This window comes from Actinophytocola oryzae (assembly GCF_004364325.1).
Classification (GTDB): Bacteria; Actinomycetota; Actinomycetes; order Mycobacteriales; family Pseudonocardiaceae; genus Actinophytocola; species Actinophytocola oryzae.
This window is the reverse complement of record NZ_SOCP01000002.1, coordinates 162,019-186,495: the sequence shown is the minus strand read 5'-3', so window position 1 is coordinate 186,495 and position 24,477 is coordinate 162,019. Positions and strand designations below refer to the sequence as shown.

The 24,477-nt window shown below is 72.6% G+C and carries 10 protein-coding genes; 3 read left to right on the top strand and 7 right to left on the bottom strand.

Translation table 11 applies throughout. The annotated features are described in order from the left end of the window. Positions 1 to 20: 20 nt before the first annotated feature. The 6 genes from CLV71_RS04775 to CLV71_RS04750 all read right to left on the bottom strand — a co-directional run bounded on the left by CLV71_RS04775 (position 21) and on the right by CLV71_RS04750 (position 16,074). Positions 21 to 5,663 (bottom strand): RHS repeat-associated core domain-containing protein, encoded by a 5,643-nt coding sequence (locus CLV71_RS04775; protein WP_133901375.1) that lies wholly within the window; start codon positions 5,661 to 5,663, stop codon positions 21 to 23. Next, positions 5,663 to 6,184 (bottom strand): hypothetical protein, encoded by a 522-nt coding sequence (locus CLV71_RS04770; protein ID WP_133901374.1) that lies wholly within the window; start codon positions 6,182 to 6,184, stop codon positions 5,663 to 5,665. The genes CLV71_RS04775 and CLV71_RS04770 overlap by 1 nt, the downstream gene beginning before the upstream one ends. Beyond that, a complete protein-coding gene (locus CLV71_RS04765; protein ID WP_133901373.1) occupies positions 6,087 to 12,239 on the bottom strand; it encodes a LamG domain-containing protein in 6,153 nt (2,050 codons plus the stop codon). The genes CLV71_RS04770 and CLV71_RS04765 overlap by 98 nt, the downstream gene beginning before the upstream one ends. A 157-nt stretch (positions 12,240 to 12,396) precedes the next feature. Then, complete coding sequence (locus CLV71_RS04760; protein ID WP_133901372.1) at positions 12,397 to 13,305, bottom strand: alpha/beta fold hydrolase; 909 nt, start codon at positions 13,303 to 13,305, stop codon at positions 12,397 to 12,399. 115 nt (positions 13,306 to 13,420) lie between these two features. After that, a complete protein-coding gene (locus CLV71_RS04755) occupies positions 13,421 to 15,337 on the bottom strand; it encodes an FtsX-like permease family protein (protein WP_133901371.1) in 1,917 nt (638 codons plus the stop codon). Next, positions 15,337 to 16,074: an ABC transporter ATP-binding protein gene (locus CLV71_RS04750; protein WP_133901862.1), complete on the bottom strand. Its 738-nt coding sequence runs from the start codon at positions 16,072 to 16,074 to the stop codon at positions 15,337 to 15,339. Before CLV71_RS04750 ends, CLV71_RS04755 begins: the two co-directional genes overlap by 1 nt. 101 nt (positions 16,075 to 16,175) lie before the next feature. On the opposite strand from CLV71_RS04750, the gene CLV71_RS48375 reads away from it, so the two are divergent. The 3 genes from CLV71_RS48375 to CLV71_RS04735 all read left to right on the top strand — a co-directional run bounded on the left by CLV71_RS48375 (position 16,176) and on the right by CLV71_RS04735 (position 22,008). Continuing rightward, the gene (locus CLV71_RS48375; protein ID WP_208297387.1) at positions 16,176 to 16,739 is read left to right on the top strand and encodes a helix-turn-helix domain-containing protein; all 564 of its coding nucleotides are present in this window, start codon (positions 16,176 to 16,178) and stop codon (positions 16,737 to 16,739) included. A gap of 182 nt (positions 16,740 to 16,921) precedes the next feature. Then, positions 16,922 to 19,879, top strand: a complete 2,958-nt coding sequence (locus CLV71_RS04740; protein WP_133901370.1) for an AfsR/SARP family transcriptional regulator — start codon at positions 16,922 to 16,924, stop codon at positions 19,877 to 19,879. Next, positions 19,876 to 22,008 carry an NB-ARC domain-containing protein gene (locus CLV71_RS04735; RefSeq protein WP_166663931.1) on the top strand — a complete coding sequence of 711 codons (2,133 nt, stop codon included), beginning with the start codon at positions 19,876 to 19,878 and terminating at the stop codon, positions 22,006 to 22,008. Before CLV71_RS04740 ends, CLV71_RS04735 begins: the two co-directional genes overlap by 4 nt. On the opposite strand, the gene CLV71_RS04730 is transcribed toward CLV71_RS04735, so the two are convergent. Further along, complete coding sequence (locus tag CLV71_RS04730) at positions 21,925 to 24,291, bottom strand: helix-turn-helix domain-containing protein (protein ID WP_166663930.1); 2,367 nt, start codon at positions 24,289 to 24,291, stop codon at positions 21,925 to 21,927. The genes CLV71_RS04735 and CLV71_RS04730 overlap by 84 nt on opposite strands. Between the last annotated feature and the right edge of the window lie 186 nt (positions 24,292 to 24,477).

Sequence of the window (24,477 nt, the reverse complement as noted above, 5' to 3'; positions counted from 1 at the left end):
GGCCCGGTGCCGGGTCACCGCTACTTGAAGAATCCGAAGCGGTCGTGTTCCTTGGGGTCGTACCACGAGAACACGTGGTCCCACCGCACGAGGTACGGGGTGGTGTAGTTCCCCTCGTAGGTGGCCGAGAGTTCCCCACCCGGCACCGCGATGCCGACCGAGTTCAGCCCGCTGAAGTCCGACTCGAACCCCCACTTCATGCCGAGGGTCCTACCCCACAACGGATGGGTCACCGTGACCCCCTCACCGGGCCCCGGCTGCGCCGGCGTGTTGTTGATCTTGAGGGAGAATCCCGGTCGCGCCGGCTTGAGCGCCGACGCGTCCACGACCATCTTCCTGGCCATGGGCACCAGCTCGGTGTAGTACCCCGTCGACAGCCCCGGCAGGGCCGTACCGTACTCGGGCTGGAAGGCGATGCCCTGGCCGTCGACGACCATGCACAGACTGCCGCCGAAGATCACCGCGAAACCCGCGTCGACGCAGAGCGACACGCTGAAGCCGTCCGGGGCCCAGGCCCCGTCGTGGCTGGCCTGGATCGCCGCGTCGAGGTTCGCCATGAACTTCGCCTCTTCCTCCGCCCAGGACGGGCCGTGCTTGCCCACCAGCAGGTTGTCGCCGTCGTAGCGGTCCAGCTTCGGGCGCGGCTTGGTGCGTTCGCGGATGTAGTCCGCGTACTTGCGGGCGTTCTCCTGCTGTGCCGCGCGTTCCGCCGGCCACACCGCCGGGTTCGAGGCGCCCGTGTCGTGGCCCTGCATGCAGTCGCCGAACTTGTTGCAGATCGGCGCGTTGCCGCTCGGGTCCGACTTGGTCACCGGGCTGTCGTCGGCGTAGGTGTAGCCGTTCATCATCTGCGGATCACCCAGCGACAGCTGGGGATCCACCGACAGGAACCGGCCGAGCACCGGGTCGTACTCGCGGGCGCCGAGGTGCACCAGGCCTGTCGGGTCGTTCGTGCCGCCGACGAAACCCTTCTCTCCGGGGAAGGTCACCGCCGGGCCGCGGGAACCGCCGAACGGGGTCTGCCTGCGGCGCGTCACCTTCATCGTGGTGCTGTTGATCGCGGTCTGCGCGGTGCCCTGGTCGTCCGCGGCGAGCCAGGTGAGGCCCGAGGAGTCCCGCATCGCGACGGTCTGGTCGCCGTAGGCGTAGTACCGGGTGGCCGACTTCGCGCCGGTCGCCCTGGTGACCCGCAGCTCCTGGCCGCCAAGGTACAACGTGGACCCGGTGGCGTCCCTGCGCAGCAGGCGGTTGCCTGCCGCGTCGTAGCGGAACTCCGTGGTCCTGCCGCCCTCGGTGACCTTCGCCAGGTGGCCTTCCGCGTCCCAGTCCAGGACCTGGCCGGGCTTGGTCCTCACGTTCCCGGTCTCGTCGTAGGTGACCGCACCGGAGGTGTTCACTCCCGGCCCCACGGTGGACACCGACGCGAGCTTGTGCGCGTCCGGCTGTCCGGCCGCCGGGTAGGTCGACGTCTGGACCGTGTCGCCCGCCGCCGCGTGCTGCGTCTGCGTCAACCGGTTGCCGGACTTGTCGTAGGTGAACGACTGCCAGTACGGGGCGACCCCGGACAGCGCGGACACGGCGGGATCGGCGGCGCAACCGGCGCCGGGTGTCCACGCCTCGGCCAGGCGCTGCACGTAGTCGTACCGGAAGCACTGCGTGTCCGAGGCATCCGCGATCGACGTGACGTTGCCGAACAGGTCGTAGGAGTAGTTCACGTCCGACTGCTTCGGGTTCGCCGCCTCGATGTCCACAATGGACCTGTTGTGCCTGCGGAGGTTCGTGTCGTAGTAGTTCGACACCCACACCTGCCTGCCCGGCGCCCCCATCCGGATCCTGGCCTGCTCGCCGTAGCGGGTGTAGTCGGTCGCGGTCACGTAGTCGACCGTCTCGCCGTCGTAGCCCCCGCTCGCCGTCTGGAGCCCGCCGAGATCGTCGTAGGTGTAGGTCAACGTCTCGGTGGGCAGGCTGCCGATCTCGGGCAGGGTCACGCCCCCGACACTGCCGTCCTCCTTGTAGGACTGGTAGGTCGTGTACGTGCCGGCCAGCGCGGGCTCCTCCCGGGACGCCGGGATGGTGACGGTCGTGCCGACCGGTCTGCCGCGCTGGTCGTAGGCCAGGACCTCGGAACGGTAGGTCAGGCCGTCGACGTACCGGGACGACGTCGCGAGCAGGCCCTTCCCGCCCGCCTCCACGGTGTCGTAGGTCCACTCGGCCTGCACCGGACCGGTCGCGGTGCCGAGGTGTTCCGCCCTGCGGCGGCCGAGGCTGTCGTAGTCGTAGACGAGCGTGGTGTTCCTTGCGTCGGTCGTGCTGACCAGCTGCCCCAGTTCGTCGTACGACGACGTCGACGTGCCCTTGTCGGGGTCGTCGGTGACGACCTCGCGGCCGTGGAGGTCGTAGGTGTGCTGCCACACCTGACCCGCCGGGTCGGTGAGCCGCGCGAGCTGACCGGCCGGGGTGTAGGCGTACTTCGTGCTGTCGTAGTCGTCGCCCTGAGCCGTCGCGCCGGGGTACTGGCGCAGCTCGGTGGTCTGACCGCGGGCGTCGGTCAGGGTCATGGTGACCGTGCCGCCCGCCGGTGGCGTGACCGTGACCCGGTCGCCGCCGTAGACCGTCGTGGTCTGCCAGGCGTCGTCCGCGCCGGTCTTGACGGTCTCGACCGTGGGCCGCCCCGCGCCGTCGAAGGTGGTCAGGGTCTGGCTCGCGGTCTCGACGTCACCGGCGATCCAGATCCTGTCGTCGACCGGCGAGTTCGTGAAGTACGGCTTGGTCGTCCGGTAGGCACGCCCCTGCGAGTCGTACCGGGTGTCGACGATGAGCCTGCCGCCGCCCGGCGCGGGCACCTGCTTCTGCCGCGGCCGCAGCAGGCCGTCGAACAGCTGGGTGCTGGTGGTGTAGTTGCCCTTCGGGCCGATGGCACTCGAGGTGACCGTCGTCGGCGCGTCGTTGTGGTAGGCGTAGGAGAAGTACTGGTTGCCCCGCACGTCGGGTGATCTCGGCCGGTCGGGCAGCCAGATCTCGGTCACGCGGCCGAGCGCGTCGTAGGCGGTCTCGGTGGTGAAGCCGTTGGCGTCGACGACCTTCAGCGGCTGACCGTAGGCTGGGTCGAGCGTCGTCTTCGTGGTGAAGCCGGCCGGGTCGGTCACCACGGACTCCGTCACCGGGCCGCCCTTGTCCGGCGTGTACGCGGTCGTGGTCTCGTGGTCCTTGGCGTCCTTCGTGGACGTGACACGACCGTAGTCGTCGTACACGGCGGTGGACACGAGCGTCGTGACCGGGTCGGACCCGTTCCACGAGTCCAGCTCCTCGGTCCGCGTGACGTTCCCCCGCGTCGGACCCGCGGCGCAGTCGCCGCCGTCGTAACAGGTCCTGGTCGCGGACACGGCGTCCTCGGGGAACGTCGGTGTGGCAGTGCAGGCCGCGGCGCTTGTCTTGACCAGCCACGGCATGTCGATCAACCACTTGCCGACGTTGCGCTTGTAGAGCGTGGTCGTGCACTTGTCGTCGTCGCCGGTGGCCAGGTCACCGAGGTCGTTGTTCGTGGTGACCAGACCACTGGTGTCGAAGCTCTGCTCGGTGCGGGACTTGCGCCACCCGCCTGCCGCCAGCGCCGTGTAGTTGGTCTGGACGGCGGGCCGGACCAGGTAGGCCTTGATCGAGCCCCGGGTGGCGACCGGCCCCTGGACCGACGGTGTCACGATCGTCTTGCTGACGACCCGGTCCGACGTGCCGTCGTGCACGACACTCTCGTACTGGAAGCCCCGCAGCCACGGGCTGTCGGTGTAGTCGGTGCCCTCGGTGTCGGGCACCGACGCCGACCTCGTGCCGTTGTTCGGCTGCCTGTCGCCGTCCATGCCCTGGTAGTAACGCTCCTCGACCATCGTCTGCGGGCCTGCGAGGTCACCCGGCTTGCCTTTGGTGATCCGCACCCGCCGGAAGCCGTGGAAGACGTTCCAGTCGCGGTGGTCGTCCTTGGTGAACTCGGAGTCGTCGTACGCCCACGCCGCGCCGTCCAGGTACTGGTACCTGGTCTCCTGCTCGGTGTTGGTGGCGAGCCGGTCGGACTCGGTGATCGACTCGACGACGTACTTGTGGAAGTAGTCGGTCTGTTCGGCGAAGTCCTTCTTCGCCCACTTCACCGGATAGCACCGCAGCGTGTTGCTCTCCGGGTGCGCGGGTGCGGTGAGACAGTCCGGGGGCGCGTAGTTCACCGTGATGACCCCGCCTGCCTCGGACACGACCGCCGTGATCCGGTAGCGCAGCAACGGGCCGATACCGTCCTGCTTCACCACCCGGTTCTCCATGCTCTTGCCCTCGAACCGCACGTCCGGCAGGTCGACCTGGGTCCCGGCCAGGCCGGAGTGCCTGATTCCCTTGAGCCACAGCGCGGGCTTCTCGCCGTCGCCGCTCTTCGGGAACTGCTGGTCCATGGTCCACTTCTCGACCGGCGTGTACTTCGACCCGTTCCACACCGAGGTCGTGACCGCGTCGAGGCGCTTGGTGGACCAGAACGTCGGCGAGTACCTGTCCGGGCACGTGGCCGTGTCGCACTTGTCGTCCCACGACACGTCCGGCCAGTTGGCCTTCTTGTCCGGCGTGCAGTCACTGCCCGGCACGCACCGGGGTGCGACCGCGAAGTCGACGCGGCCCGTGGCGTGCTTGTCGTTGGCGGTGTTCAGGCCGTACTCGGCGGAGGAGAGCGTGCCGCTCCGGACGTAGGAGACCGCGGGGTCCTTGCGGTTCATGCCGTAGGAGTTGGTCTCGACCTCGTAGTCGTAGAGGATCATGTTGCCGTTGCGGTCGACGACCTTGTCGAGGTTCCACCGCCACGGCATGACGCAGTGCGAGTCGGTGAACCCGGACGTCTTGTGGCACGGGTCGTTGGCGTCGTCACCGAAGACCGGCACCGTCCACTTGGAATGCGCGTCGTCGCGGGAGCCGAAGAAGTACTGGGTGCCGTCGACCGTGGTGATCTTCCACGACTCCCCCGCCTCGCCGGGGTTGCCGGTCCGCTCGACGCGGGAGCCGTCGTCGAAGGCCACGCGCCACGTGCCGTCGGCGTCGTTGCGGACCAGCTCGCCGCCCTTGCCGTCGTAGGAGGCCGTGGCGTTGTCGCTGCGCCAGCACAGGTCGCCGACGGTCGGCGGGGTGGTGCCGTCCATGGTGTCGAGCGCGCACGGCAGGTACGAGCGCTCGATGTACCCGACCGACAGGTCCCAGCCGTCGCCGACCCAGGACGCCTGGTTGTTCGTCGCACTGGTCCGTCCGTCCACCGTGGATGATGCGTAGGACAGGGCGAGGTCGGGTACGAACCCACCGGGTGAGGGCGGCACGCGCAGCGGGTAGGACCAGGTGAAGTCACCCGTCTGCCTCGAGACGTCCCACTTCGCGGACGGCGCGAGCGGGGTGGCCTTGTTGGTGCCGCCGCCGTCGGCCTGCCCGCTCGACTCCTGGTTGCCGTGCAGTTCCTTCACGGTAGCCTCGTCGGCGTCCCGCGGCTTCATGGTCTGCTCGGTGACGGGGGTGGGCGCGGTGTCCGGCAACGGCACCGACGGCCCCCCGGCCGCCGATGCCCGACCCGGCAACCCGACGACGGCCGAGACCGCCAACACCGACGACAGCACCATCGCGACACGTCTGCGGCGCACGGTTCCTCCAGTCATCACGCGAACACCGCCGTCACGGCCGGCACGTCGTCGAGCACGTAACCCAGCTCCCTGTCCACGGGAAGGCCACCGCAGGCGGCGTCCAGCGAGACGAACCGGTCACCACCGTTCACACACTGGTAGATCGGCCGGTTGGCCGAGGCGGGCGCGGTCGTCCAGATCCGGCCGAGCGAGCCGAGCACCTTCCTGCCCTCGCACGCCGCGTCCGTCGACACGAAGGTGTCGGCACCGTCCTGGCAGCTCATCAGCGAGGTCGTACCCTCCGAGGCGGTCAGGGCGAGCAGCCCCTGCGCTCCTTCTGCCACGAAGGCCACCGCCGGACCGTCCGCTGTGGACATGTGGTCGAAGCCACCGAGGCCGTAGCCGGCCAAGGTGCCGTAGGCCACCGAGTAGCCCAGCAGGCGTTGCTGGGTGCCGCCCTCACACGTGGCCGACCGCGACTCGAACCGGTCCGTGCCACCGAGGCACCGGTAGATCGGGATGGTCGGGATGTTGCCCGGTGCCACCGTGTAGACCAACCCGACGTCCCCGACCACGGTCGCGCCCTCGCAGGCCGCGTCGGTGGACGTGAACGCGTCGGCACCGGCCTTGGCAGGCGTGGAGCATCGTCGTGTTCGCCCCGGCCGCCGCGGGCCTGCCCAGCGTGCCCTCGAAGTGGTAGCCGGACCGGACCTGGTCGGTGCTGCCGGTGTAGTGGTCACCCGCACCGTTGACGAACCGGCCGAGCTGACCGCCCTGCGGCGCCGCCCATCCGCCGCGGACCGCGATCCGGTCGTCGGTGACGACCCCTTCCGCGATCCGGACCTCGTCGAGCGAGCCGGTGAAGAACCCGGCAGACGCCCCGTTGATCCGGCCCCTGCCGACCACGACCTTGCCAGAGGCCGGCCACAGCACGACGTTGTTGCGCGACCCGACCAGCTGCCCGTTCACGTACAGCCGCAGCTGCCGCGCCGGGTAGTCGTACACACCCGCGAGGTGCGTCCACTCGTTCAGCTTCGGTGGCACCAGGTCCGTCGCGTACGCGAGCGGCGCGCCGTCACTGTCCGAGGTGTACCCCGCGAACACCCACCGGTTCAGTTCAGGCCGGTACTGCAACGCGTACCCGGACATCCGGGCGCCGTCCTGGCTGACGACCGTGGCGATCCGGTCGCCGCGGGTCAGCCTGGCCCAGCCCGACACCGTGAAGCTGTCGTGCATGGGCAGCCCGGCCGGTCCGGTCAGGAAACCCGTGCCGTCCAGTTTCGCGCCGCCGCCGCTCACCCCCTGCTCGTAGGTCACGCCGTCGGTCGGCGTCGCGTCGTAGTGCCGCCACGTCGAGTCCCCGGGGGTGCCGTCGTCGAAGCGGTAGTACCCGAGGTCCGAGTCGACGACGTCGTCGTGCAGCCTGCGGACCTCGCCGTCCGTCAGCACCTTGCTGTAGGCACGGACCTCGTCGATGACCTGGGGGAAGTACGCCGCATTCCCGCCGTTCCACCTGCCGCGGCCGATGGAGAACGGCCCCTTCGCCGGCAGGACGGTCACGCCCACCTGCGCGGCGGACAGCATGCCGTTCACGTACAGCCGCACCTGCCGCAGGTTCGGGTCGTAGGACATCGCCAGGTGCGTCCACTCACCCGGCGTGGCGGGTTCCGTGGAGTTGAGGATCGTCACCGACTGGCCCGGGTTGTCGGCGTCCACCGTGGGCACCAGCGCCATCCATTTCTTCGCGGCGCCGTTGTAGGCAAGGGAGAACGTGCTCAGCCGGGTGCCGTCCTGCCCGAGAACCACGAGGTTGCCCGTCGGTGTCGCGGTCAGGTACGCCCACGCCGCGACGGTGAAACTCCGTGAGGTGTCGACGATCGGCCCACTGGTCTCGGCGTACCCGGAGGTGCCGTCCAGGTTCAGTGCGGCAGGCCCGTTGCGGCCGCCGACCCAGCCCGTGCCGCCCCTGAGCGTCGCGTTCATGCCGCGGCCACTCGAGTCGTTCGCGGTCGTGCCGGTGTTCTCGTCGAGGTTCCAGGCGCCCGCGTCGGGCACCGGCAGCGACCCCGTGCCCGTCTCCGCCGGGTAGGAGTGGAACAGCGCGGAAACCCTGGTCCTGTCCAGCTGTCCGGTGTAGAGCCGGACGTCGTCGACCGAGCCGTTCCAGTACTCCGCGGGCAGCCCCCTGGCCTGGCCGCGACCGACCACCAGACCGCCCGAGGCCTGCCACGGCGTGTTGAGCGTGCCGTCGCCGACACGGGTTCCGTTGACGTACAGCCAGATCTTCTTCGTCGCCGGGTCGTAGACGCCGACGAGATGCGTCCAGTTCACGTCCGACGGCACCGTGGACACGGCCGCCTGCGTCACCGGGGCACTGTCCGAATCGGACTCCGGCATCTCGAACAGCCACACCCCGAGCGGGTGGGCGGCGTCCTTGAGGTAGCCGAGCCGGAACTTGCTCGTGGCGGCGCCGTCGATGCTGACGGCGGTCATCCGGCCGCTCCCCCTGGTCGGCATGCGCATCAGCGCCGACACCGTAAACGCCTGGTCGGTGCGCAGGTCGACGCCGGTCGTGGTGGCCGCGTCGCCGTCACCGTCGAACGTGGCCGAGTTGCCGACCCGGCCCGGCGTGAACGTCGTGTTGCCGGTGAGGGTCGCGCCGCGAGCACCGACGGCGTCGGCGGCGTTGCGGCCACTGGACTCGTCGAACGGGTACTCGTGCACGAGCGTCAGGTCCCGGCCCGCCATGGCCTGGATCTCCGAGGCGAACAGCGGGCGGGAGTACACCGACACGTCGTCGATCGCGCCGGTGAACCACTCCACCGGGGCACCCGCCCACTTCGCCCTGCCGATCTGGAACCCGCCGGCGGGGTTCCAGCTCTGCGTGTGTGCTGCCGACCCGGCCAGCACACCGTTGACGTACAGCTGGAGCTGGTGCACGCCGGAGTCGTACACGGCGACGAGATGGGTCCACTGTCCCAGTTGGACCGTACCGCCGAGCACCTCGTCCCTGCTCGCGCCCGGGTCGTCGGTGTTGAACATGACGAACGACCAGCGCCCGTCGTCGTTGGCCCGCACCTTGAACGCGCTGATCCTGGTCCCGTCCTCGGAGACCACCGCGGGCAGCCCGCCAAGCTTGTCCGCCCGTGCCCACGCGGCCACCGCGAAGCTGCGGTCGACGTCCACCACGTGCGGTGCGCTGATCGACTGCTGGCCGGTCGCGTCGAGGCGGGCCGCCAGGTCCGAGGAGTCCGGCATGCCGGCCTGTCCCGCGGTGTAGGCGGTGCCGTTGACCGGCGAGCCGTCGTGGCCGGCCGGCGAGGAGACCGTGTTGCCGTCGAGCTTCCACTCGGCGAGCATCACGTTGTCGCCGCCGACGATGCCGCGGATCTCCTCACCCGACAGGACCCGGCTGTACGCCCGCACCTCGTCGATCGCGCCGTGCCACGGGTTGCCGTCGACACTCGCGTCCCTGTTGCGTCCCAGGACCATCGGTCCGGTGCCGTTGAAGGCCACCGTCTTGTTCGTGGTCCCGGCGAGCACGCCGTTCACGTAGATGCGCAGCTTGCCGGCCTGCGCGTCGTACACCGCCGCGAGGTGCGTCCACTCGCCCACCTTCGCGGGCACGTCGCTGACGATCGCCGCGTCACCCGGGTGCGTCGTCGCGTCGGCGCCGAAGCTGTAGACCTCCCACTTCGGGCCGCTCGCGAGGTTGCGGTACCCGACCAGGAACGCGGAGTTCACGTCACCGTCCTGGGACAGCGCCACGGAGATGCCGCCGGTCACCGGGGACTGGTCGAGCCGCGCCCACAACGCCACCGAGAAGCTCTGGTCGGTACGCAGGACCGGGCCGTCGGTCTGCGCGACGTCGCCGGAGTCGTCGATCTGCAGCGCGCCCTTCACCGCGCCGTCCTGGGTGAAGTGCGCGTTGCCCCGCAGCACGGCCTTGCTGCCACCCGGCACGGTGTTCGCCGCGGTGGTGCCGCTGGTCTCGTCGAACTTCCAGTAGCCGACCTGGACGTTGTCCCGGTTCACCGAGGCGGCGATCTCCGCGTCGGACACCACCCGGTCGTAGAGCTTCACCTCGTCGATCGCGCCGTTCACGAAGTCGACGTCCGGGTGCGAGTCCCACATGGTCCGGCCGATCCGCACCGGTCCGGTCGAGTTCTCCGGCCGCACGTTCGCCTTGGCCACACTCGCGGACAGCACGCCGTTGACGTACAGCCGGAGCTGGTTCGCCGCCGCGTCGTACACGCCGGTCAGCTGGGTCCACGTGTTCGGCTGGGCGGGTGCCGCCGACCACACGATGTCGGCGTTGCCCTGTGTCGCATCGGGGTCGGCCATGGCGAACACCCACCGGCCGCCGTTGTCCGGCCGCCACCACAGGTCGAAGCCGGCGAACGTGGTGCCGTCCTGGCTCACGATCGCCTGTGCCCCGCCCGTCGGGTTGATCCTGGCCCACGCGGACACGCTGAAGCTCGCGTCGGTCCGCACGGTGTTGGTGGTGGTCACGTAGCCGGTGCCGTCGAAGGACGCGGCCGTGCCGACGGCGCCGGGCAGGTAGCTCACCCCGCCGGTCGCCGTGCCGTGCCGGTCGCCGAGGTAGGCGGTGTCGTTCGCGTTGCCCTCGAACGAGTACTGCGCCATCGCGCCGCTGCCCGGCCGGACGTAGGTGCGCAGCGTCGTCTCCGGGCTGGGGTTCCCGGCTCGGTCGAAGCTCCGCACGACCAGGTTCTGCGGCCCGTCGCCCGGCGGCATGACGGTGACGGTCGCCCTGCCCCCCAACGCGTCCGCGTCGACCGGGACGGGCGCCTTGTTGCCCCAGGTGTACTCGAAGTGGTCGATGTCGGCGACCCCGGCCGAGCCGAACGTGAAGGTGCCCGGCACGTCCACACCGCCGTGCCAGCGGTCGTCCCCCTGGTACAGTCCCGCGGCGATCGTCGGTGGTGTCGTGACGCCGATCCGGTCGACGACGAACGCCGTCCCCGCCCTGGACGGCCCGTTGTCGGTGCCGTCCCAGCCGTAGAGGGTCCAGGTGACCGTCTGCCCGTTGCGGTTGCGCAGGTCGACGTCGGTGGTGAACAGGTTGCCCTGGATGATGGTCGGGCCGTCGTGGTGCTCGGTTGACGAGCCGCCCCTGATGTCCCACCGCGCGGTGATGTTGTCGTTGTCGCCGTCGCCGATCCGGCCCTTCAGGCGGATGACGTCGTCACGGACGTAGCTCTTGCCGTCGCACCACCTGCACACCGGCCGGTTCGGCTCGGTCGTGAGGTCGGTGGGCGCGCCGGGCACGATGTTGTAGCGGGCACGCAGGCGCGTGGACCCCACGTCGTAGCGGCGCCAGGCGTAGTTGTGGGCCTCGTCGGCGGCGCGGATGGAGTAGGCCGACCAGTTCGACGGGCTGTAGAACCCGCCGACGGTGAACTCGATGCCCTTGTTGCCCGCGCACGTGCCGCCCCACGCTCCCTGCGCGGTCTGCCGGTCGACGAAGGTGGCGCCGGGCTGGTTGTTCCAGGTTAGCCCGGAGCCGAACGTCGAGTTCGCGATGTACAGCTGGTGCTCGGCCGTGTCGCAGCTCGGGCTGTGCACGATGGTCGCCGCGAACTTGACGTCCAGGACGTGCTTGCCGCCCAGGAAGCTCGTGTCGAACTGGAAGTACGTCCGGCTGGTGCCCACGCCGGCGCAGTCGTTGAGGCCGGTGCAGGAGCCGACCTTGCCGAACCCGTCGTCGATGCCCCCGTACCAGTAGGAGTCGCCGGGGTGCCCGGTGAACACCTTCGCCCAGCCACGCTCCTCGGCGGGGTGGTAGTCCGGGTCGATGGTGATCGGGAACGTGGCGTCGGGGTCGGTCAGGAGTCCCTGGTCCGGGACGAGGGTGAGGGTCGAGCCGGTCAGCTCGAGCCCGACGGGAGCCGTGCGCTTCTCCGACGCGTCCCACATCGTGGCGGGCGGGGTGCCGTAGACGACCTTGCCGCCGGCGTCCGTGGCGAGGAGCGCGTTGTCCTTGACGGACAGGGCGAGCCCGTCGGCCGTGATGCCGAACGGGATCCGCGTGATCGACTGTGCCGCCTGCCGGGTCCTGACGACCAGATGCTGGGACACGCTGGTCGCGGTGGCGGTGAGCGTGAGGTCGACGCCGGGGAGGACGTCGGGGTAGGTGGCGGTCGGCCCGTCCAGCTTGGGCGCGGGAAGGGGACCGGGCCAGGTCACGGCGATCGGGCCGTACCTCAGCAGCGGCTGGGTGGCGCCGCCGCCGGAGAGGGTGATGGGCGTGGTGACGGTCCTGGCCGTGACCACGCCGTTGTTCTTCGTGAGCGTGGGGTCGACCGGGAGCCAGCGTTCGCCGCGCTTGACCTGCATGGGCTCGGCGCTCAACTCGGCGAGCATCGTGCCGTCCGGCTGTGCGGACACCTTCCTGGTGGGCGTGCCCAGTGAGGTGACCAGGACAGGTTCGTGCTGCCGCCTGGCCGCGGTGGCGGCGACGTTCTGGTCGGCGGTCTCGGTGATCCGTTGGAACGGCGTGGTGGCCTGCGGACCCATCCGGTCCGCGACCACCACGCCGACGACCAGTCCCAGTCCCACCAACACGGCCGGCGTTCTTCGCCAGGTCATCGACTCTCTCCCCCATGCTCAGGTCAACACACCGGGCGTGAGTAGAGCAATCTCCCCTTTCACATCGCTTTCAGCCGCGGCCTCGCGGTGACAGAACGCAGCACGCGGGACCGTGCGCTCCGAGCGGCATGACCAAGCGGGGCCCGTGTGGACCGAGCTACCGGGTGGCCGTGTGGTCGGCGACGAGGTCGGCGATCCGTTCGGGTAGTCCTGGTGAGAACAGGTTGTGGCCCATGCCGTCGATGACGTGCAGCCGCGCGCCAGGCACCTGCGCGGCCAGCGCTTCGGCGTGCGCGGTGGCGAAGATGGGGTCCTCGCTGCCGTGGATCACCAGGGTGGGTGCGGTGATCGAGGACAGTGGCGCGAGTCGTTCCTCGGTGAACTGGCGGCCCGCGAGGTCGTGGTTGCCCGCCGCGGCGGGGTCGTGCGCACGCTGGTGGGAGCGTTCGACGAACCGTCGTGCGGCGGGCTCGTCGAACGGCAGGGCCTCGCCGTTGAGCACACGCCAGGTCCGCAGGTCCGCGTCGATGCGTTGCTCGGGGGTCGCACGGGGCGCGTGGGCGGATTCCACCACGTGGCGGAGGAACCGCGGCGCCGGCGGCGGAAGCTCGTCCGGCGCGGCGGGCCGCCCGGCGATGGCCCGTGCCCAGGCCGGTCCCGCGTTGTTGCCCATGGGGGAGGTCATGATGGCGGTCAGGGTCTGGACCCGTGCCCTGTGGTGCACCGCCAGCCACTGGCCGATCGCGCCGCCCAGGGAGACGCCCACCACGTGTGCCCGGTCGATGCCGTGTCCGTCGAGCACGGCCAGCGTGTCGGCGGTCATGTCCGCCAGCGTGTACGGATTGGCGGTGAAGTCGACACAGTCCGAGAGCCCGGTGTCGCGGTGGTCGAAGCGGACGACCTGGCGTCCACTGTGGACCAGACGCGCGACCAGCTCGTCCGGCCACCCGATGGCCTGCGCCGACGTGCCCATGACCAGCAGGACACCGGGGTCGTCGCGGTCACCGAACCGCTCGGTCCACAGCCGCAGTCCACCGGAGGTCACGTACTTCTCGTCACCGATCATGCGACGGACGATAGAGAACCGGCGCTGACGAACTCGCGGCCATTACCTCGGGTCGACCAGACACGCCATGGGATAATTGACCAGTCGGGACGACGTCGTGGCCAACCCGGTCGCCTCACTCGCGGGCGGCGGCGAGGGTGATGGGTCCGGTCCGGGTGAGGACACAGGACACCGCCGCCGCGACCGCCGTGGACAGCGCGATCGTGCCGAGTGCCGTCACGACCAGCAGTGTCCAGGGCATCTCCACGACGGTCGTGCCGACGCTTCGCCGCGCCGCGAGCGCGATGCCCAGAACCGCGCCAGCGACGACGACCAGCCCGAGCACCAGGCCGGTGACCGTCGTGATCACGGCTTCGACGGCGGTGGTCGCGACGACCTGTGTGCGGGTCAGGCCGGACAGACGAGCGACGGCATGTTCGCGGCGGCGCCCGGTGCCGGCGATGACGACGGCGTTCACGACGGCCATGACCGTGTACAGGCCGGCGAGCGTGAGCAGCACGACGAGGGTGGCGTCGTTGGTGCGCCGCAGCTCCGCCGCGTCCTCGGCGATCCGGGCCTCGGTCCCGGTCACCTCGCCGTAGGTTCCGGCCGCCTCCTCGACTGCCCGGGTGTCCGCGTCGTGCCGGACGCGCACGAGGACCGTCGTGGGTGCCGCGGCGAGCACGTCGGCGGACACCAGGTCCTCCGGCACGATGACGTGCCGGTCGGTGGCGAGTCGTTCGGGGAGGATCGCGCCGATCGACACCTCGACGGTCGTCGTGCCTACGGTCACCACCGCGCGGTCGCCGAGTCGGTAGGTCGCGCCGTCCGTGGGGCGCGCCATGACGGCGATGGTGTTGCCGGTCAGGTCACCGAGGCCGCCGGCCACCGGGGCGGCCGGGTGAACCGCCGCGTAGTCCGCCGGGTCGACGACCGCGATGCCGTCGATGAACCGGTCGTCGTGGGTCGGCAGCTCGACGCTCATCTCGGGCGTCGACTCCGCGGCGGCCACCGCGACACCGGGCAGCGCCCTGATCGCGGTGACGTCGGCACCGGTCGTCTCGACCACGAAGTCGGCACGGGTGTTGGCGCGTTCCTCGATGACGACGGCCGCCGTGGTGGCGCCCAGCGCGCTGGTGACGCTGATGACCAGTGCGACCAGGACGATGACCGGGGCGGCCGTCGAGGCGGAGCGCTGGATGCCGTCGCGCCCGTTGGCCTGGGCGAGACCGCCGAGGACGGTCGCCCGGACCGGCAGGCCGAGGGCGCGGACGGCGAACGGGAGGACGACCGGGGTGAGCCGGCTCAGCGCGACCGCCCCCGTGACGGCGACGCCCATGGCCAGTGCGAGCGCGGCGACGAGGCCCACCGCGGTGGCGGCCACGACCTGCGCCGCGGCACCCAGAAGCAGCACGAGTCCGACGATCCAGCGCCCCGCGGTCATCACCCGGGTCCTGCCCTGCTCACCGCGGACCGCCGCCAGCGGGGGCACCGCCGAGGCCCTGCGCGACGCGGCGAGCACACCGAGCAACGCGACCGCGACGCCGACGCCTGCCGCGGTCCAGCGTGGCCAGGTCGGGTGGGTCACCACGAAGCCGTCGGGGACGAAGTCGGCGCGGTGGAGCAACCACAGCTGGGCGGCGACCGCCGGGCGCGTCGACACGACGCCGAGCGAGGCGCCCACCAGACCGAGCGCGGTCGCCTCGCCGAGCAACACGAGCCGCACCTGCCCCCGTCCCGCGCCGAGCAGCCGGAGGAGCGCGATGTCGCGGCGCCGCTCGGCCACGGTGAAGGCGAACGTGGTCGCGACGACGAAGACCGTCAGCAGGCCGGCGAGGATGGCGCTGATGATCATCGCGGTCGCGACGCCGTCGAACGACTCGCGCACCGCGGCGGCGGCCCGCTCACCGAGGCCACCCACGTCCGGCGGCGTGGCCGACCGGGCCACGGTCAGCGCGGACGCGACGAGCGCCACGCCGGCCGCGACGCTGAGGACAGCACCGAGCAACAGCGGCCACCGGTCGCGGAGGCCGGCGAATGTGAGGGTGAGCATCAACGCTCCAGGTCGGCGAGCCGGGCCGCGACCGCGGCGGCGGCGGCCCGGTCGAGGCGGTCGACCAGTCGGCCGTCACGCAGGAACAACGCGCTGTCGGCGTTCGCCGCGGCGACCGGGTCGTGGGTCACCATCACGACCGTCTGGCCGCGCTCGACCATCGCACGCAGCAGGGCGAACACCGACCGCGCCGAGGCCGTGTCCAGGGCCCCGGTCGGCTCGTCGGCGAAGAGCACCGTCGGCCGGGCCACGATCGCGCGGGCCAGTGCCACCCGCTGCTGCTGGCCCCCGGAGAGCTGACCGGGGCGGTGGCGTGCGCGGTCGGCGAGGCCGACCTCGTCGAGAGCGGCGTGGATGTCCTGGCGGGTGGGGCGCAGGCCGGCGAGCCGCAACGGCAGAGCGACGTTCTGTGCCGCGGTGAGCGAGGTGACCAGGTTGAAGTTCTGGAACGCGAAACCGATCTCGCCCCGGCGCAGCCGGGTCAGCTCCCGGTCGGAGCAGGACGTGATGTCCCGGCCCGCCAGCAGCACGCGACCCCGGTCCACCCGCTCCAGGCCCGCGAGACAGTGCAGCAGGGACGACTTGCCCGAGCCGGACGGTCCCATCACGGCCGTCCACGAGGCAGGCGGCACCTCCAGGGAGATCGAGTCGAGCGCCCGCACCGCGGTCTCGCCCGAGCCGTAGGTCTTCGTCGCGCCGAGCGCCGTCACGGCCGCCTGCGCGGTTGTCCGCACCATCACGCCGCCATCCAAACCGGCCGGCGCGGGAGACGGTATGGGCGCGTGCGCGACTCGACGCCCTACCGGGGTAGCGCGTGCGCTACCACTACCGTGGCGTCATGAGACCGCACGCCACCGTGATCCCGGCGCCGCGCCCCGCGACGGTGCTCGGCGCCGTGCTCGTCCTGCTCGACCTCGTGGCACTGCTGTTGGTCCTCCCGATCCCGGCGATCCTGCTGCTGGCCCCGACGCTGGTCCCCGGCGACCGGATCGACCTCGGCGTCCGGGTGATCGACACACCAGGTGAGGCCTGGCTCGCGGCGGCACCGGGCGCCGTCCTGCTCGCCGCGATCGTCGCGGTGGCGGTGAAGGTCGGCCGCATGCAACGCTCCTGGGTCACGCGGATGTCGACCACACCGGGCCCCGCCCGCACGGCGCCGAAGCCCGGTGGTCGCCTCGCCGGGCTCACCGACCGCGAGAACCAGGTCCTCGCGCTGATGTCCCGGGGCCTCGTCAACAGGGCGATCGCCGAGCACCTGTTCATCAGCGAGGCGACGGTGCGCAAGCACGTCGGCCGAATCTTCGCGAAGCTCGACGTCGACGGCGCGGGCAGCGACCGCCGGGTGAGGGCCGTCCTCACCTATGTCGACCAGTCGACGCGCCAATCCCAGGGAAACGGCTGACGCACGGCAACGGCGACCACGTTCGGCCGAGTCGCCTTCGGCGATGTTCGCCCCACCGGCCTGCGACCCAGGCCAGGGTTCGATGAGCGCCCTGGCACGTGGACAGGCGGAGGGGAACCTGGGAAGGTGCACCCGTGGTCGCTGGCGAGCCCGCTGGGAGGTCTGTCCGCCTACTCGGACCGGTGGAGCTGTCGACCGACGGCCGGCGCGTCGAACTGGGTGAGTCCGGCCATCGCGCCGTGATCGCCGCGCTGGCACTCGCGCACGGACGTGCGCTCACCGCCGGGCAACTCGGCCGGCTGCTCACCGACGGCCACGACGTGGCGGCGTGTGTCGACGAACTGGAGCGGCTCGTGCCCGGGCTGATCGCGTCGACACCGGACGGGTTCGCGCTGACCGTGCCCGCCGACGCCGTCGACGTCGAGCTGATCAGAACGGCGTTGCGCGACGCACAGGAGCATTTCCTGGCCAACCGGCTGCCGGAGGCCGCCACGGCGCTCGCCGAGGTACCGACCCGCTGCCGGGAGGAGCCGCTGGCGAACGTGCCCGAGGGGTTCGACGACGCGCGTGAGCAGCTGAGAACCCTGTGCGCGAACGCGTGGGAGCTGTACGCGGCGGTCGAGCTGCGGGCAGGCAGGCACGAGGCCCTCGCGGCGCTGCTGGCCGAGGTTCCCCCGACCACGACCGCCATGCGCGCGGCGCTGGTGCTGGCGACACACCGCTCGGGCGTCGAGCGGCCACCCGGCCTGGCTGGCCACTCGGCCGATCCCCGGTTGGCGCAGCTGGAGCGGTGGGCCGCCGAGGGCAACCCGATCCTGGAGACCGCCGACGCGGAGCTGTTCGCGCCGGGCAGGACCGCGGGCCGCCACCGGGGAGGGGCGCACTGTTCGCTGCCCCCGGACGTGGTCGACTTCACCGGCCGCGCCGACGTGGTGGCGGGCCTGGCGGCGGTGGTGAGCTCGGGCAGGTCCACCGAGCCTGCTCCGGTGTGCGTGCTGACGGGGGTCGGCGGCGCAGGCAAGACGACGGTCGCGGTGCACGTGGCGCACCTGCTCAGGAGCCGGTTCCCCGGTGGTCAGCTCCACCTCGACCTGCACGGCACCGACGAGGACCCGGCGGACCCGGCGGACCTGCTGACCAGGGTGCTCGCCGCGCTGGGTGTGCCGTGGGCCGAGATGCCCGATGGCGCCGTGGCGCGGGCGGACCTCTTCCGTGCCCGCCTCGTCGGCGCGCGGGTGCTGCTGGTGTTGGACAACGCGCGCGACGCACAGCAGGTGCTGCCGTTGCTCCCGTTGACCGGTGACTGCGCGGTGCTGGTCACGAGCAGGCGGCCGGTGCGGCTGCCCTACGCGCACCCGGTGCCGCTCGGCGCACTGTCCACCGAGGACGGTGTGACACTGCTGGCCCGCATCGTCGGTGACGACCGGGTTCGCAACGACCCGGCCCTTGCCGAGACGGTGGTGCGGCAGTGCGGTCTGCTGCCCCTCGCGCTGCGGATCGCCGGTGCGCGCCTCGCCGCCCGGCCACGCTGGCCGCTCGCCGAGCTCGCCGCGCTCCTGCGCGACGAGCAGGGCCGCCTCGACGAGCTCGTCGCGGGCGACCTCGCCGTGCGGGCCAGCTTCGAGGCGAGCTACCGCCAGATCGGCGAACCCGGGCGGCGCGCGTTCCGGCGGTGGGGTCTGCTGCCCGCGTACCCGGTCGCCGAGTGGGCCGTCGCCGCCCTGACCGGATCCGGTGCCGACGAGACCGCCGAGGTGGTGCGCACCCTCGTCGACCTGCGCCTGGTGGAGGTCGCGGGCGTGGTGGCGGCCGACCCGTCGGACGGGCTCCGCTACCGCATGCACGACCTGGTGCGCATCTACGCCCGACAGCGGGCGCGGGACGAGGCCGACGCCGACCTCGACCACGCGGTACGGGCGGTCTACGGCCAGTGGCTCGCCCGCGTGGACCGCGCGATGGCCACGTTCATCCCGGGGGCCGAGCAGCACGTCTACACGCCCGCGCCGATCGCGGAGCTGAAACGCGCCGCGGCGGGCGTGCCCACCGAGATCCCCGACGGCTTCGACTACCTGGAGGCCGAGTACGAGCTGCTGACCGCCGCGGTCGTGCACGCGGGAGAGCGCGGTTGGGACGAGATCACGTGTGCCCTCGCCGACACGCTGCAGGACTTCTTCTTCTCGACCGGCAGGCGCGGGCACTGGCGGCGGACCCTCCAGGCGGCCCACGACGCCGCGCACAAGGCCGCCAACCACCGCGGCGAGGCCTACGCGCAGGCGGGCCTCGGTTACGTCAGCGAGGCGGACGGCAGGCTGGCCGAGGCCATCGCGTCCTTCACCGAGGCCGCCCGGCTTTCCGGCGCGGTCGGCGACCACGCCCAGCAGGCACTGTCCACTTTGGACGCCGCGACGGCGTCGCGCAGGCACGGTGACATCACCCGTGCGTGGGAGCTGCGGTCGAGGGCCCACACCCTGTTCGCCGGGCTCGGTGACGTGCTCGGCGTGGCCCGCGCCGACCACGAGCTCGGCAACCTGCACGTCGACCAGGGTCACTTCACCGCCGCGACCCAGGCGTGGGAGAAGGCCGCCGCCGGCTACCGCGCCGTGAACGCGATCGCGGCCGAGGCCAAGGTGGTGCGCCGGATCGGCGAGGCCCGCCTGGCCGACGGCGACCTCGCGGGCGCGGAGAGCCAGTTCCAGCGCTCACTCGAGCTCGCGCGGGAGCATCACCTGACCGAGAACGAGGGCGGCGCACTGTGCGGGCTCGCCGAGATCGCCCTGCACCGCGGTCATCCCGAGGACGCCCGCCAGCTCGTCGACGACGCGTTGGGCATCGCGGAGAACTGCGGGCACGCGAGCATCCGGAGGATGGGCCTGCGGCTGCGGGGCGAGGTGTGTCACGCGCTCGGGGAGACCGACGAGGCGTTGCGCTGCCTGCGCTCGGCGGCGGACCTGGCGCGCCGCGCCGACGTCCCGATCGAGCTGGCCGCCGCACTCGCCGCGCTGGGTGACGCGCTGGCGGGCAGCGGCGACCGGGCTGCCGCGATCGAGTGCTGGTCCGAGGCCCACGGCCTGTTCGCACGCGTCGGCGCGGTGCCGAGGGCGCAGCTCGTCGCGGCGCGGCTGGCCGGCGTGGCACCGTGACCGGACTGCCGCGTGTGGTCCCGCTCGTGGGCCGGGCGGCCGTCCTGAACCGGATCGCCGCCGGGTTGCGACAGCGCGCGACACCGGTGCTGTGCGTGGTGTCCGGGCCCGTCGGTGCGGGCAAGACCGTGCTCGCGGTGCACGCGGCCAGGCGGATGGCGGACCGGTTCCCCGACGGTGCGCTGTTCGTCGCACTGCGCGGCGAGGACGGCACACCGGTCCCCGTCCGGACTGCTCTGTCCACTGTGCTCGGTGCGCTCGACGTGGCCGAGCACCCGGACGCCGACGTCGAGGTGCTGGCGGGTTCGCTGCGTTCCCGGCTCGCGGACACGCGCACCCTGCTCGTGCTCGACGGGGCGAGCGACGAGACCCAGGTCCGTCCGCTGCTGCCCGCGACCCGGGGTTGCGCCGCGCTCGTCACCAGCCGCGACCCCCTGACCGTGTTGCACGCGACGGCTCGGGTCGACCTCACCGGCATCGAGGCGAGTGCGGCGGTCGCGTTGCTGACCGCCGAGGCGGGCGTGCCGCCTGCGACCGACCACGCCGAGGCGCTGACGCGGCGGTGCGAGCGGTCGCCACTGGCGCTGTCGATCGCGGGCCGGCGGCTCGGCATGGGCGAGACGCCGGAGGACCTCCTCGCCCAGCCACTGCTCGACATGCTCGACGACGGCGAGCGCTCGGTGCGGGCGGTGCTGGACGGCGTGTGTCGGCCGTTGCCCGCGCCGAGCGGGCGGATGCTGCGGCTGCTGGGTCTGCTGGACTGGGAGGAGTTCTCGGCAGCGACCGCGGCCGCGCTGCTGGACACGACGCCGGCCGAGGCCGCGCTCGCACTGAACCCGCTGGTCCGGGCACGGCTGGTCGACCTCGTCGAGAGCAACGGCGCGGACCCGGCGGGCGGGACCCGCTTCGGCATGACCGCGTTGGTCAGGGCGTGGGCGCGCGAACGCGCCGAGCACGACGACCACGATCGGGACGCGGCGGTCCGGCGAGCCGTCGAGCAGCTGGGCAGGCTCGCCGAACGCGTGCTGCTCGCCAGACCGCGGGGCACCGAGCCGGAGCTGAGCGACGACAGCGCGACCGATCCCCGTGCGTTCCGGGAACGTGATCGAGCGGCACTGCGGACGGCAGCCGCGCAGGCCATGGACCAGGGCCTGGTGCGGGCAGCCACGGTCCTCGCCTCGGCGGCGGGCGTCGAGGCCGCGCTGCCCGCCGACGGGGTCGACGGGCACGCGCTCGTGGCCGTGGGCCGCGCGCTGCTGCACCGCAACGCCCTGGAGGCGGCCGGTGCGGCACTCGGCCGGGCGATCGCCTTGTTCGTGGCCGCGCGGGACGTCCTCGGCGAGGCCGCGGCACGCCACCTGCTCGCCGATGCGCTGCGGATGCGGGGAAGGCTTGCCGAGGCACAGGCGCAGGCCGCGGGCGCCGTCGCGTGCTGCGGCGCGATCGCCGACGAACGGGCCGGCTGGCGCGCCACGGCGGCGCTCGGCCGGGTGCACCACGACGCCGGACACGAGGACACCGCCCGGCGGCTGCTGTCGGCGGCGGTGGCCGGGTCGGGCGCGACCGGCGACGAGGTCGGCGCCGCGTCGGCCGCACTGTGGCTCGGCGACCTGCTGGCCGAACGAGCCGACATCACCCGTGCCCGGCGGTACTACCGCGACGCGCTGCGCGGCGCCGGTGCCGACGACACGACCCGCGTCGGCGCGCTCGCCGGTCTCACGGTCGCCGCCGCGGCGGCCGGGGACTCCGCCGCCGCGGCCGAGCACCTGGCCGAGTCCAGGCGGGTGACCCGGCGGTCCGGTGACCGCGAGGCGGATCTGGCCACGGTCGCGGGCGCGTCCGCCTACCTGCACCGGTTCGCGGGTGACCTCCCTTCGGCCAGGGCGGCCGTCACCGAGGCCGTCCGGCTGTGGCAGGCGGCAGGCGCGGTCGTGCGCACGGCCCGCACCCGCGTGATCCTGGGGCACGTCCTGGCCGCGGACGGCGACCCGGCGGCCGCGATCGAGGCGTGGAGCCAGGCCTACGGCGCGTTCTGCGAAGCCGGCTCAGCGCGCGCCGCCGGAGTCGCGACGCTGCTCGCCACCGCGCAGGCACCGGCCGACCGGGAGATCCGCGCAGGCACGCAGTGAGCCCGCCACCGCCGTGTGCCACTGGGCGTCGGCGAGGTTGCCGAGCGTGCGGTGCACCCGCGCCAGTGACAGGTGCACCAGGCCCTGACCGACTGATGACCCGTGGGCGGTGAACGCGGGCAGGCACGCGGCCAGGTCGTCGACCGCCCGGTCGGACTCGCCGGTGATCCGCAGCAGGTCCGCGCGCAGGAACCGGGCCACGGTCGCCGCCCGGTGGGCGCCCATCGCGGTGAAGGCGGCCAGCGCACTGTCGAGGTACCAGGCGGCGGCCTCGTGGTGCTCGCCCCGGGCGGCGAGCACGCCGAGCTCCATGCGTGCCTCCGCCAGTCCCCTGGTGTTCCCCACCGCCTCGAAACCCGCCTCGGCGGCGAGCGCGTGCCCTCGCGCCGCCTCCGTGCCGGTGCCACGCATCACCAGGAGCCGGGCTCTGACCAGCGCGACCGCGGCCAGCGCTGGCAGGCAGCGGTCGGCCGCCAGCACCGGCTCCGCCGCATCGAGCAGGGCGCCTGCCGTCGCGAACTCGCCCGTGTGGGCCGCCGCGTCCGCCGCCGCCACGGTCGCGACGGCGTGGTCGAGCAGGTGCCCACACCGCTCGTAGAGCGTGCGGCACGCGGAGAGGTCGGCCGCCGCCGCTTCGAGACGGCCGAGGCGGGTGGCGCGCATCCCCGCCGCGAGGAGCAGCGCCGCCTCGGCGGGGACGTCACCGGCCGCCCTGGCGACGTCCCGGGCCAGTTCGGCCAGCTCCTCGGTCCGACAGCCGGGCGGTTCCCCGTCGCAGTGCTGCAGGACGACGGCGAGCGCGGCGCACAGCTCGACGAACCCGTGCGCGGCGCTCTGGCGCACCGCGTCCGCCAGTGCGCCCGCGTTGGCGCCCAGCCAGCCGTCGGGGTCGCGGACGACCGCGCGAAGCTCGGCGGACACGGGGTGGCGGTGCGCACGCACCGGCGCAGCCCGCACGAGGACGCGCTGTGCCCGCAGGTCCGCCAGCTCGGTCAGGGCGAGCGTGGCGCCGAGCACGCGCCGCAGCGCCGCGGCCGTGTCCTGGGTGCTGTCCGGCGTGAGCGCGAGCAGGGTGTCGCGGACCGGGTCCGGCATCCGGTGGCGGCCCGAGACCACCTCGAGCAGCCGCGCGGCGACCAGCCGCTCCAGCAGGGCGGCGGCCCGGGACTCGGCGACGTCCAACGCGGCGGCGACCGTCCACGCGGTGAGCTCGCGCCAGGGTAGCCGCGCCAGCAGGGACACCGCCTCGGCCTCGTCGGCGGGGAGCGCCTGCCTGGCGACCACCACGGCCGGTTCGTCCGCGCAGCCGCGTGCGGCGTCGCGCAACCGGTCGGCGAGGCGGCGCACCGGCAGGTTCCCCGCCGCGGCGACGATGCGCAGCGCCAGTGGCGCGGCGGCGCACAGGTCGACCACCCCGCGCGCCGCGGCGAGATCGTCGGCGACCGGCACACCGCCGTCGGCGAGGACCCGCAGGGCGTCGTCGTGGTCGAGCGCGGTGAGCCGCACGACGTGCCCGGCCGCCGGTTCGGTTCGCGCGGTGAGCACCACCGCGCACCCGCGCGGGGAGGTCGTGAGCGGCCCGAGGTCCGACTCCTCCGTGTCGACCACGACGAGCACCGCGCGCCCGGTCAGCGCCTGCCGGTACTGCCGGGCACGCTCGCCGGGGTCGTGGGCGATCTCGGCTGGTCGCATGCCGAGCTCGCGGAGGAAGCGCACCACGACGGCGTCCACCGAGCCCGGGTCGTCGACCCGGGCGTGGAGCAGTCCGTCCCGGAACTCGTCGGCCATCATGCGCCCGACATGTGCCACGAGCGCGCTCTTGCCGATGCCGGCCCGACCGGTGACCACGACCGGCACATCGTGCTCGCGCACGCCGCGGCGCACCCGGTCCACCAGCGCCCGCACCGCGGCGCGCCGTCCACGCAGCTCCACCGCCGGGAAGGGGATGGCGTCCGCCGCGACCGTCTCGCCGGTGACGGCCTCGGCCGGGGCGGGGATCTTCGGGGCGTCCGCGCCGAACCACAGGCGCGCCGACGCCGTCATCAGTGCGCCGGTCTCCTCCGCGTCGAGACCCAGTGCTGCGGCGAGCAGTTCCAGCGACCGCCGGTGCGGCCGCCGCACCCGGCCGGCCTCGAGGTCGCGGACCGTGCGCACGCCGAGTCCGGCACGGTCGGCGAGCTGTTCCTGGGACAGCAGTGCCCTGCGGCGCCACGCGCGCACCCGGTGGCCGAGCGGGGCGCGCTCCGCCACCAGACCGACACCGGTCCCCTCGCCGTCCTCCACCGACCAGCACCCCCGAACGGCCGTGCTCCGTGATCCCCCGGGACAGACTGGCGCGATCTGCCTCAGTGTGTCCAGTGCCTGACCGCACCTCGCGGCGATGTGCACCCGTTCGTCCCAGCGACCGTTACTGCCGCCGAATTCGCCGGTGATTCCGCCTCGTGGGCGCGGGTCCTCGCGGCTGATGCT